The organism is Streptomyces sp. S3(2020) (genome assembly GCF_013044505.1).
GTDB lineage: Bacteria > Actinomycetota > Actinomycetes > Streptomycetales > Streptomycetaceae > Streptomyces.
The window spans coordinates 36088-47289 of the sequence record NZ_JABERD010000064.1; the positions used below are offsets into that span (position 1 = coordinate 36088).

The window sequence follows — 11202 nt, forward strand, 5'->3', positions numbered from 1 at the left end:
GCCCGTGTGGCGTTCCGGAAGGCGAACCGGAACGCATTGCTCACATACCGGCGATCAGCTTCTCGACCCGGTCGTCGACGGAACGGAACGGGTCCTTGCACAACACCGTGCGCTGAGCCTGGTCGTTGAGCTTGAGATGGACCCAGTCGACGGTGAAGTCCCGACGCTGTTCCTGAGCCCGGCGGATGAAGTCACCGCGAAGACGGGCCCGAGTGGTCTGCGGGGGCACCGACTTGCCCTCGAAGATCTTCAAGTCGTTGCAGATACGGGCGGCTTGGCCCTTCCTCTCCAGAAGGTAGTAGAGACCACGACGACGGTGAATGTCGTGATACGCGAGGTCTATCTGCGCGACCCGCGGGTGGGACATGGTCATGTTGTGCTTGGCCCGGTACCGCTCGATGAGCTGGTACTTCATGACCCAGTCGATCTCGGTGCCGATCCGGTCGAGGTCCTCGGCCTCGATCGAGTCCAGCACCCGGCCCCACAGCTCCAGGACCTGCTCGACCGTTCCGGTACGGATACCGCGGCGCTCCACGAAGTCCACGGCCTTCTCGTAGTACTCGCGCTGCACCTCCAGCGCGGAGGCCTCCCGGCCACTGGCCAGACGCACCTTGCGCCGGCCGGTGATGTCATGGCTGACCTCACGGATCGCCCGGATCGGGTTCTCCAGGGTCAGGTCACGCATCACGGTGCCCGCCTCGATCATGCGCAGCACCAGGTCGGTCGCACCGACCTTGAGGAGCATGGTCGTCTCGGACATGTTCGAGTCGCCCACGATGACGTGCAGGCGGCGGTAGCGCTCGGCGTCGGCGTGCGGTTCGTCGCGCGTGTTGATGATCGGCCGGGAACGCGTCGTCGCCGAGGAGACGCCCTCCCAGATGTGCTCGGCCCGCTGGCTGACGCAGTACACGGCACCACGCGGGGTCTGCAGAACCTTGCCCGCGCCGCAGAGCAGCTGACGGGTGACAAGGAAGGGAATGAGGATGTCCGCGAGCCGGGAGAACTCCCCGTGGCGGGCGACGAGATAGTTCTCGTGGCACCCGTAGGAGTTGCCCGCCGAGTCGGTGTTGTTCTTGAAGAGGTAGACGTCGCCCGCGATTCCTTCCTCGTGCAGGCGTCGTTCGGCGTCCACCAGGAGTCCTTCGAGAATGCGCTCGCCTGCTTTGTCGTGCGTGACCAGTTCCGTCACGTTGTCACATTCGGGAGTCGCGTATTCCGGATGTGACCCGACATCGAGATAGAGGCGGGCGCCGTTTCGCAGAAAGACATTGCTGCTGCGGCCCCATGACACGACACGGCGGAAGAGGTACCGCGCCACCTCGTCGGGAGACAGCCGTCGCTGTCCCCTGAACGTACACGTGACGCCGTACTCGTTCTCCAGCCCGAAAATGCGGCGGTCCATGAGTGAACATTACGCCCGATCCCCTGTGCTGAAACGGGGTTCGACGGCACGGTTTGGATCATTTTCCGATGAAGCCGCAACCACCCCCCGCCCACCGGGAGCTGCGAGGACCCGTCCGGTGGCCAGCAGAACCAGCAGGGAGACACCCCCCGCGACACCCGGCACGGCAAACCCCCACAGGGCCCCTCCGGCCTCTACGACCGGCCCCGCGACACCCGTTCCGACCGAGGCACCCACGGTGAACGTCGTCACAAGCCAGGAGAAAGCCTCGGTGACCGTACCCCGCGGCGCGTGCTGGTCGACCAGCACGAAGGCACAGGCGATGGCAGGCGCCAGAAACACCCCGGCGACCACCGTGAGCAGCACCATGGCGACCGCCCCGGGCATCAGCAGCAACGGCAGATAACACACCGCCAGCAGGGCCACCAGCACCTGCAGTCGACGCCCCGGCTCACCGGTCCACCGCCGAGCGCCGTACACCGTGCCCCCGATGAGAGCACCCAGACCGATCGCCGCCATCAGCCAGCCGTACACCGCGTCCCCGCCGTGGTCGTCGGCGTACGGCACGGAGGCGACCGTGATGGAACCCAGCGCGATACCGACGAACAGGAACGCGCCCAGCAGCGCCAGCAGTCCGGGCGAGCGCAGCGCGCCGAGCCAGTGCGCCTCGCGCGGCGCCGAACGCCACGCGCGCGAGGGGCGCGAGAGAACCACGGAGAGCGCGCCGAGCACCCCGATGACATTCAGGACCAGCAGGGCGGCCCGGGCCGACCACAGCGACGTGCACACCGTCACCAGCAACGGCCCCACGGTGAACATGACTTCCTGCGCCACGGCGTCCATCGCGTACGCCGTGTGCACCTGCCCCTCCTTGCGCAGCACGCTCGGCCACAGCGCCCGCAGCCCGCCCTCCAGGGGCGGCGTGAAGAGCCCCGCGACGGCCACGGCGACACAGGCGGCCGCGAGACTGTCGGGGCCGGTGAAGGCGAAGGCGGCCATCCCGAGGGCCGAGACGATCGCGGCGGGCAGCTGGACGCGGGGCTGGCCGTACAGGTCCACCAGCCGGCCCAGCACGGGCTGACCGACGGCGTTGGCGACACCGTAGACCGCCGCGAGCGCTCCGGCGAGGCTGTACGAACCGCCCTCGGCGCGCACGAACAGCACGATCGCGATGGCGGCGGTCGCGTTCGGCAGTCGGCCCACGAGGGTGCCGACCAGCAACCGCGCAGCGTGCCTCGCCCTGAGGATCTCCAGGTATCCCGCGGACATGTCCCGCCCTTCCCGTGCCGTGAGACGTACGCCGGTGACGCATGAGGTTTTACGTATAACGTCCTCCGTCATACGTACCATGTGCGCTGACGACGAGTCCAGATGAAAGAGCAGGCAGCCGGTGGCACGAGGCAGCGCACGCCCCACCAGCCGCGACGTCGCCCAGGCCGTCGGCGTCTCCCAGGCCGCCGTCTCCCTGGTACTCGGCGACAAATGGCGCGGCCGCGTCTCCGAGGCCACCGCCGAACGCGTCCGCCAGGCCGCCCGCGAACTCGGCTACCGCCCCAACCTCGCCGCCCGCAACCTCCGCCTCGGCCGCACCCGCACCGTCCTGCTCGTCGTCCCCGCCCTCACCACGGAATTCTTCGCCGGCGTCTACACCGGCGCCGCACGCATCGCCGCCGAACACGGCTTCGGCGTCGTCCTGTACCCCTCCCCCGAAGGCGTCGGCCCCGCCAGAGACCCCTTCGCCTCCGCCCAGACCGCCCTCGACGGCGTCCTCGCCTCCTCCATGGCCGCCGACACCCTCACCGCCATCCGCGGCGGCGACCAGCTCCCCCTCGTCATGCTCGACAGCGACCCCCACGGCAGCCTGGGCGCCGCGACCGTGAACCTGGACATCGCCGACGGCACCCGCCAGATCGCCGACCACCTGCTGAACCTCGGACACCGACGCTTCCTGCACCTGGCCGCCGACATCCCCTCCTGGACCTTCGACGTACGCGCGCGTGAACTCGCCGCACGCCTCGCAGCGGTACCGGGCACCTCACTGCACACAGCACCCACCCCCATGTCCATCGAAGGCGCCCTGGCAGCCACCGAGACAGCCCTCCGGACACCCGGCCCACACCCCACCGCCGTCGTCTGCGACGACGACAAACTGGCCGCCGGCGCCTACAAAGCCCTGCGCCGAAAAGGCCTGCGCGTCCCCGACGACGTCTCCGTCACCGGCGTGGACGACATCGCCCTGGCCGCCGCCCTCGACCCGGAACTGACCACCGTACGACTCGACGCCGAACTGTTCGGCGAACACGGCATGCGCGCCCTGCTGGCCGTCCTGGAAGGCCACACACCCGACGCCGGAGACATCCCCGTCGAACTCGTCGTACGAGGCTCCACAGCGCCACCCACCGCCCCCTGAACACCCTTGTGCCCCGGCCGGGACATCGGCCGGGGCACACAAAGAGACGAAACGAGGCGCGGGACTACTCCTCCTCGGAGCTCTCCGCCTCGGTGGCCGCGCCACCGGCCTCGAGAAGCCGGTCCAGCTGACGACCGACAATGCGCTTGAACTTACGCTGCTGCGGACGCGTACGGTCCAGCACCGCGACCTCCAGACGCTCGGCGGGAATCTCCCGCTCCGTGCCATTGGTGTCCCGGGACAGAGCCTGGACAGCCAGCTTGAGAGCCTCGGCGAGACTCATACCGTCCTGATGACGCTGATCGAGATAACCACTGATCTGCTCGGCATTGCCACCCACCGCGACCGAACCGTGCTCGTCCACGATCGAACCGTCATGCGGCAACCGGTAGATCTGATCACCCTCAGGCGTGTCACCCACCTCGGCCACGACCAGCTCCACCTCGTACGGCTTCTCGGCCGCACTGGAGAAGATCGTGCCCAGCGTCTGGGCGTAGACGTTGGCGAGACCACGGGCGGTCACGTCGTCACGGTCATAGGTGTAACCACGCAGGTCGGCGTACCGGACACCACCGATCCGCAGGTTCTCGTACTCGTTGTACTTACCGGCGGCCGCGAAACCGATCCGGTCATAGATCTCACTGAACTTGTGCAGCGCGCGGGACGGGTTCTCGCCGACGAACACGATGCCGTCGGCGTACTGCAGCACGACCAGGCTGCGGCCACGGGCGATGCCCTTGCGGGCGTACTCCGCCCGGTCGGCCATCGCCTGCTGGGGGGAGACATAGAACGGCGTCGACACCGGTTATCCGTCCCTTTCTGTCGAAGTCACTGCGATCACCTTGAAAGAACCGGATCCGCCGCTACAGCAGCGCGGCCCGCGGACCGTCGGGCTGCTCCAGACGCCGCTCCAGGATCGAGCGGGCGATCTCGGAGGACTCCTCGTCCGTGAGCCGGCGGAAGCCGTCCTCGGTGATCACGGTGACGATCGGATAGATCCGGCGGGCGACATCGGGACCACCGGTCGCCGAATCGTCGTCAGCCGCGTCATAGAGAGCCTGCACCACGAGCATCGTGGCCTGGTCCTCCGTCAGGTCGGCACGGAAGAGCTTCTTCATGGCACCGCGCGCGAAGATCGAGCCGGAGCCGGTGGCGGCGTAGTTGTGCTCCTCGGAGCGGCCGCCGGTGACGTCGTACGAGAAGATACGACCCCGCTCACGGTCCACGTCGTAACCCGCGAACAGCGGGACCACGGCCAGACCCTGCATGGCCATACCGAGGTTGGAACGGATCATGGTCGACAGACGGTTCGCCTTGCCCTCCAGGGACAGCTGCGCACCCTCGACCTTCTCGAAGTGCTCCAGCTCCAGCTGGAACAGCTTCACCATCTCGACGGCCAGACCGGCGGTACCGGCGATACCCACCGCCGAGTACTCATCGGCCGGGAACACCTTCTCGATGTCCCGCTGCGCGATGACATTCCCCATCGTGGCCCGCCGGTCACCGGCGAGGACGACCCCGCCCGGGAACGTCACCCCGACGATCGTGGTGCCGTGCGGCGCCTCGATCACACCCTGCGTCGGCGGCAGTTGACGGTTGCCCGGCAGGATCTCCGGCTGGTGCTCGGACAGAAAGTCCATGAACGAGGACGACCCAGGCGTCAGGAAGGCAGCTGGTAGACGCCCGGTGCTACGAGTGTTGGCTTCCACGCGTTTCCTTCCAGGTAAGCGGCGGCCCGACGGACGGCGTCGGGATCGTCTCCCAACTTGCCGATGGCCGAATTGCAGTTGAAGCACAGTACGCCACGGACCCTACCCGTCTTGTGGCAATGATCCACATGTACGGCTGGAGCCTTTAGGCAGATGACGCAGAGCCCCATCTGAGAGGCGACCATCTCGTCACGGTCGGCTTCGGTGAGGCCGTAGTGACGCTTCAGGTGGCCCGCGCGACCCTTGATCGCCTTGCATGACTTGCAGAGAGTGGCCAGCCCGTCCGAAGCGCTACGGTTCCGCGTCCACTCACTGTGCGGTTTGATCTCGCCGCAGGTACGGCAGCACTTGTGCCCTTCGGGCACGCCCACCCTGGGCCGAACATTGCGCCCTTTGGCTACCTGGCGCTGCTGGTGGTAGGCAGCCGCGCACTCCCGGCAGTACGACTGCAGGCCGTCCCGAATCGACTTGTTGCTCGCGAACGCTGCTCGCGGCTTGTGTTGCTTGCACCGCGAGCAGCGCTTCTCGCTGTCTTCGATCTCCAAAACGACCATCCCCCGCAACCTTCGAATCGAAGGCTACTGGCCGCCCTTCTGAACGAAACTTCGAACGAAGTCCTCTGCGTTCTCCTCGAGCACATCATCGATTTCGTCCAGAACCGAGTCCACGTCATCACTGAGCTTCTCGTGCCGCTCCTTGAGGTCCTCGGTGGCTGCCGCTTCCGGCGCCGCCTCTTCGACTTCCTCGGTGGAGCGTGTGGCCTTCTGCTGGCCGCCGCCGGTGTCCTTGGTTGACATAACCCTCACCCCGCTCGTTTCGCCCGACATGGTCGCCAGGTCGGCTTATCCGCCGATCGGTGATGATCAGACCCTACAAGCCCGGTCTGACATCGGCCCCGCAGTTTCCTCAACGTACGGGGGCCACCTCGATGATTCCCGGACGGTGGGATTTCCACTCTGTCCGGCCGACATGGTCCGTGTACCGGGTCAGCCGCCCGACAGGACCCTGACCAGGTCTTCCGCCGTGCGACAGCGGTCCAGGAGCTCCTTGACGTGATTTCGCGTTCCGCGAAGCGGTTCGAGGGTTGGGACCCGCTGGAGCGAGTCCCGGCCCGGGAGGTCGAAGATCACGGAGTCCCAGGAGGCCGCGGCGACGTCGTCGGCGTACTGCTCCAGGCAGCGGCCCCGGAAGTACGCCCGGGTGTCCTCCGGCGGCTTCGTACGGGCCCGCTCGACGTCGGACTCGTCCAGGAGGCGCTTGATGCGGCCGCGGGCGGCGAGACGGTTGTAGAGGCCCTTCTCGGCCCGTACGTCGGCGTACTGGAGGTCGAGGAGGTGGAGCTTGGCCGCGTCCCAGTCGAGGCCGTCGCGGCGCCGGTAGCCCTCCATGAGCTCGCGCTTGGCGACCCAGTCCAGTTCGCCGGCGAGGCTCATGGGGTCGTTCTCGAGCCGGTTGAGAGTGTCCTCCCAGCGGGCGAGGACGTCCTTGGTCTGTTCGTCGGCGTCGGAGCCGAAGCGCTCCTCGACGTATTTGCGGGACAGCTCGAAGTACTCCATCTGCAGCTGGACCGCGGTGAGTGTCCGGCCGCTGCGGAGGGTGACCAGGCGCTGAAGCGTGGGGTCGTGGGAGACCTGGTGGAGGGTGCGGACGGGCTGGTCCACGGCCAGGTCGACGGCGATGAAGCCGTCCTCGATCATCGACAGGACCAGGGCGGTCGTGCCGAGCTTCAGGTATGTCGAGATCTCCGAGAGGTTCGCGTCGCCGATGATCACATGGAGGCGGCGGTACTTCTCGGCGTCCGCGTGCGGCTCGTCGCGGGTGTTGATGATCGGGCGCTTGAGGGTGGTCTCCAGGCCGACCTCGACCTCGAAGTAGTCGGCGCGCTGGCTGATCTGGAAGCCGTGTTCGTGGCCGTCCTGGCCGATGCCGACGCGGCCCGCTCCGGCGAAGACCTGGCGGGAGACGAAGAAGGGGGTGAGGTGGCGCACGATGTCCGAGAAGGGGGTCTCCCGCTTCATCAGGTAGTTCTCGTGCGTGCCGTAGGAGGCGCCCTTGTTGTCGGTGTTGTTCTTGTAGAGGTGGATCGGCTGGGCGCCGGGGAGCTGGGCGGCGCGTTCGGCGGCTTCGGCCATGATGCGCTCGCCGGCCTTGTCCCAGAGGACGGCGTCGCGTGGGTTGGTGACCTCGGGGGCGCTGTATTCGGGGTGTGCGTGGTCGACGTAGAGGCGTGCGCCGTTGGTGAGGATGACGTTGGCGAGGCCGATGTCCTCGTCGGTGAGCTGGCTGGAGTCGGCGGATTCGCGGGCGAGGTCGAAGCCCCGCGCGTCCCGCAGCGGGTTCTCCTCCTCGAAGTCCCAGCGGGCTCGTCGGGCCCGGTGCATCGCCGCCGCGTAGGCGTTGACGATCTGGGACGAGGTGAGCATGGCATTGGCGTTGGGGTGGCCGGGGACGGAGATCCCGTACTCCGTCTCGATGCCCATTACTCGCCGTACAGTCATGCGGCCCTCCTTGCCCGGCGGCGCCCTCGGTCGGGGGCGGCGCTCAAGTACCGCTGGCGCTCCGGTGCGTGTGCGGTGCCCGTCCCCGCACTGCGCGACTCGGCGGTACCGAAGAGCCTAGAACGGCTTTGCGCTGGTGGGGAGATCATTTGCGTCATTGCCTTGCACGCCTCTTGTTCCGGTTAGTTGCCTGAAAAACAGTCGGCTGCGGGTACCCGGTGAGGGCACCCGCAGCCGCCCCGCTTTTACAGGTACTGACCGGTGTTGGCCACCGTGTCGATGGAGCGTCCGGTGTCGGCGCCCTGCTTTCCGGTGATGAGGGTACGGATGTAGACGATCCGTTCGCCCTTCTTTCCGGAGATCCGGGCCCAGTCGTCGGGGTTGGTGGTGTTGGGCAGGTCCTCGTTCTCCTTGAACTCGTCCACGCAGGCCTGGAGGAGGTGGGAGACCCTGAGGCCCTTGGCCTGGTGGTCGAGGAAGTCCTTGATCGCCATCTTCTTGGCGCGGCCCACGATGTTCTCGATCATGGCGCCGGAGTTGAAGTCCTTGAAGTAGAGGACTTCCTTGTCGCCGTTGGCGTAGGTGACTTCCAGGAAGCGGTTCTCCTCGGATTCGGCGTACATGTGTTCCACCGCGGTCTGGATCATGCTCTGGACCGTGGTGGTCTTGCTGCCGCCGTGCTCGCCGACGTCGTCGGAGTGCAGGGGGAGGCGTTCGGTCAGGTACTTGCCGAAGATGTCCTTGGCGGCCTCGGCGTCGGGACGCTCGATCTTGATCTTCACGTCCAGGCGGCCGGGGCGCAGGATGGCGGGGTCGATCATGTCCTCGCGGTTGGAGGCGCCGATCACGACCACGTTCTGCAGGCCTTCCACGCCGTCGATCTCGGCGAGCAGCTGCGGGACGATGGTGTTCTCCACGTCCGAGCTGACGCCGGATCCGCGGGTGCGGAAGAGGGATTCCATCTCGTCGAAGAAGACGATGACGGGTGTGCCCTCGGAGGCCTTCTCGCGTGCACGCTGGAAGACGAGGCGGATCTGCCGCTCGGTCTCGCCGACGTACTTGTTGAGGAGTTCGGGGCCCTTGATGTTGAGGAAGAAGCTCTTGCCCTGGGCCTGGCCGGTGACTTCGGCGACCTTCTTGGCCAGCGAGTTGGCGACGGCCTTGGCGATGAGCGTCTTGCCGCATCCGGGGGGTCCGTAGAGCAGGACGCCCTTGGGGGGCCTGAGTTCGTGCTCCTTGAACAGGTCGGGATAGAGGTAGGGAAGTTCGACCGCGTCGCGGATCGCCTCGATCTGGCCGCCCAGACCGCCGATCTGCTCGTAGCCGATGTCGGGAACTTCTTCGAGGACGAGTTCTTCGACCTCGCTCTTGGGAACGACTTCGTAGACATAGCCGGAGCGGGGTTCGAGCAGGAGGGCGTCGCCGGGGCGGATGGTGATGTCCAGCAGCGGCTCGGCGAGCCGCACCACCCTCTCCTCGTCGGTGTGGCCCTGCACCAGTGCGCGTTCGCCGTCCTCGAGGATCTCCTTGAGGGTGACGATGTCACCGACGCTCTCGAACTCCATGGCCTCGACCACGTTGAGCGCTTCGTTGAGCATCAGCTCCTGGCCGCGCCGGAGCTCTTCGAGCTCGACGCTGGGGCTGACGTTCACGCGGAGTTTGCGTCCTCCGGTGAAGATGTCGGCGGTGCCGTCCTCGTTGGCCTGCAGGAAGACTCCGAAGCCGGCCGGTGGCTGTGCGAGCCGGTCGACTTCCTCCTTGAGGGCCACGATCTGGTCGCGGGCTTCGCGGAGTGTGTTGGCCAGTCGTTCGTTCTGGGCGGACACGCCGGCCAGGTTGGTCTGCAGTTCGACGATCCGCTCTTCGAGAATCCTCGTGTGCCGCGGAGAGTCGGCGAGCTTGCGTCGCAGGACGGCGATCTCCTGCTCAAGGTAGGCAATCTGCCCGGCCGGGTCGTCGGACCCTCGTCCCGGGCGGATGCCGCGGTTCATGTCGTCGTCGTGGGCTGCCACGGTCCTCACCTCCTCCAAGGGGAGCTGGACGCTTCCAGACCCTACCTGGGTGGGTGTCGATTGAAACCCCTAGATCACTATGAGTGTCAAGGTGTGTCGTCGGTCACCCTGCGCCATCCCTCTACGCCGTGTGGATACCCAGTGAACGTGCTTCAGAAGCGGACTGTTCCAAGGTCGGAGTGCTCGAAATCTTCCACGGCGGGGCCGAGTTGCCCACAGCGCCGCCGGTCGGGGGCCCGTGGAACACCGGCTCGGGCGCCCGTGGCCCGCTCCGTCGGGGCTCCGGTACGGCTCGATCGCGCCTTGAGTTCGTTGACGGAGCGTGTACGGACGGGCGGGGCGTGTCACGGCGTGCGGCAGCCTCCGCGGGGCCGTCGGGTGCGGTTGGCCGGGGGTAGGGTCGAGGGAGTTCAGCACCCGATGGGGCAGGAGACATGAGCGTGCAGCAGGAAGCCGTGGCCGACGGTGAGGCTCTGGAGGTCTGGATCGATCAGGATCTCTGTACCGGCGACGGTATCTGTGTGCAGTACGCGCCGGAGGTGTTCGAGCTGGACATCGACGGGCTGGCCTATGTGCGGGGCTCGGGTGACGAGCTGCTCCAGGACAAGGGCGCGACGACGCCGGTGCCGCTGCCGTTGCTGACGGATGTGGTGGACTCCGCCAAGGAGTGTCCCGGTGAGTGCATCCATGTGCGGCGGGTGTCGGACCGGGTCGAGGTGTTCGGGCCCGACGCGGGCTGAGTCTTCGGCGCCCTGCGTGCGTACTAGACGCTGTGGGCGCCTGCGGGCGTGGACCGGACGAACGCGCCGTCCTTCCACTGCCACTTGGCGCTCGTGTTCACGTCGGGGCAGCAGCTGGGTACGGAGTCCGAGGAGTAGCCGACCATGTCGGCGGCGACCGTCGCGTCGGAGACCGTGAGGGTCTTGACGGTGATGCGGTCCTTGGGGTCGACGAGGGTTGCCACGACGCGGGGGGTCTTGGCGTCGGCGGCCTGGGTGAGGACGTAGACGCCGTCGGGCGGGGTGCCCATGGGGGCGTCGCAGTGGACGACGGCGACGGTTTCGGGCCTGCCGTCGCCGTCGAGGTCGCCGGAGGCTTTCTTCACCACCAGTGCCTTGACCGGGCCGCATTCGATGGGGAAGTCGATGTCGGTGGGGTCGGGGGCGGTGAC

Annotated in this window: 11 protein-coding genes; 2 read left to right on the forward strand and 9 right to left on the reverse strand. The window is 67.2% G+C overall.

The genetic code is table 11. From position 1 onward, the window contains the following. Window positions 1-40: 40 nt before the first annotated feature. Window positions 41-1402 (reverse strand): Pup--protein ligase, encoded by a 1362-nt coding sequence (gene pafA, locus HLK59_RS21555; RefSeq protein WP_171143128.1) that lies wholly within the window; start codon window positions 1400-1402, stop codon window positions 41-43. Window positions 1403-1411: 9 nt separating this feature from the next. Next, entirely contained in the window at window positions 1412-2671 is a 1260-nt protein-coding gene (locus HLK59_RS21560; RefSeq protein ID WP_171143129.1) for an MFS transporter, read from the reverse strand. A 121-nt stretch (window positions 2672-2792) separates the two neighbouring features. On the opposite strand from HLK59_RS21560, the gene HLK59_RS21565 reads away from it, so the two are divergent. Then, on the forward strand, window positions 2793-3812 hold the full coding sequence (locus HLK59_RS21565) for a LacI family DNA-binding transcriptional regulator (protein WP_171143130.1): 1020 nt from the start codon (window positions 2793-2795) through the stop codon (window positions 3810-3812). A 64-nt stretch (window positions 3813-3876) separates the two neighbouring features. On the opposite strand, the gene prcA is transcribed toward HLK59_RS21565, so the two are convergent. The 6 genes from prcA to arc form a co-directional block, all read right to left on the reverse strand. Then, window positions 3877-4614 carry a proteasome subunit alpha gene (gene prcA / locus HLK59_RS21570; protein WP_171143131.1) on the reverse strand — a complete coding sequence of 246 codons (738 nt, stop codon included), beginning with the start codon at window positions 4612-4614 and terminating at the stop codon, window positions 3877-3879. A gap of 61 nt (window positions 4615-4675) precedes the next feature. After that, on the reverse strand, window positions 4676-5521 hold the full coding sequence (gene prcB / locus HLK59_RS21575) for a proteasome subunit beta (protein ID WP_171143132.1): 846 nt from the start codon (window positions 5519-5521) through the stop codon (window positions 4676-4678). Beyond that, window positions 5473-6075 (reverse strand): endonuclease VII domain-containing protein, encoded by a 603-nt coding sequence (locus tag HLK59_RS21580; RefSeq protein ID WP_171143133.1) that lies wholly within the window; start codon window positions 6073-6075, stop codon window positions 5473-5475. The genes prcB and HLK59_RS21580 overlap by 49 nt, the downstream gene beginning before the upstream one ends. A gap of 24 nt (window positions 6076-6099) precedes the next feature. Further along, a complete protein-coding gene (locus HLK59_RS21585) occupies window positions 6100-6318 on the reverse strand; it encodes a ubiquitin-like protein Pup (RefSeq protein ID WP_206327399.1) in 219 nt (72 codons plus the stop codon). Between the two features lie 189 nt (window positions 6319-6507). Further along, window positions 6508-8019, reverse strand: coding sequence for a depupylase/deamidase Dop (gene dop / locus HLK59_RS21590; protein WP_346779788.1), 1512 nt, complete (start codon window positions 8017-8019; stop codon window positions 6508-6510). Between the two features lie 245 nt (window positions 8020-8264). Further along, window positions 8265-10031: a proteasome ATPase gene (gene arc, locus HLK59_RS21595; RefSeq protein WP_171143135.1), complete on the reverse strand. Its 1767-nt coding sequence runs from the start codon at window positions 10029-10031 to the stop codon at window positions 8265-8267. Window positions 10032-10465: 434 nt separating this feature from the next. Between arc and HLK59_RS21600 the strand changes: the two genes are divergently transcribed. Then, a complete protein-coding gene (locus HLK59_RS21600) occupies window positions 10466-10771 on the forward strand; it encodes a ferredoxin (protein WP_171143136.1) in 306 nt (101 codons plus the stop codon). Window positions 10772-10794: 23 nt separating this feature from the next. Here the strand turns inward: HLK59_RS21600 and HLK59_RS21605 are convergent. Then, window positions 10795-11202: hypothetical protein (locus tag HLK59_RS21605; protein WP_171143137.1), on the reverse strand; the 408-nt coding region annotated here is incomplete at its 5' end.

Excerpts from the sequence above, each read along its gene's own strand:
- HLK59_RS21600 (WP_171143136.1), top strand. The coding sequence starts at position 10,466 with ATGAGCGTGCAGCAGGAAGCCGTGGCCGACGGTGAGGCTCTGGAGGTC.
- dop (WP_346779788.1), bottom strand. The coding sequence starts at position 8,019 with ATGACTGTACGGCGAGTAATGGGCATCGAGACGGAGTACGGGATCTCC.
- HLK59_RS21560 (WP_171143129.1), bottom strand. The coding sequence starts at position 2,671 with ATGTCCGCGGGATACCTGGAGATCCTCAGGGCGAGGCACGCTGCGCGG.
- HLK59_RS21585 (WP_206327399.1), bottom strand. The coding sequence starts at position 6,318 with ATGTCAACCAAGGACACCGGCGGCGGCCAGCAGAAGGCCACACGCTCC.
- pafA (WP_171143128.1), bottom strand. The coding sequence starts at position 1,402 with ATGGACCGCCGCATTTTCGGGCTGGAGAACGAGTACGGCGTCACGTGT.
- HLK59_RS21580 (WP_171143133.1), bottom strand. The coding sequence starts at position 6,075 with ATGGTCGTTTTGGAGATCGAAGACAGCGAGAAGCGCTGCTCGCGGTGC.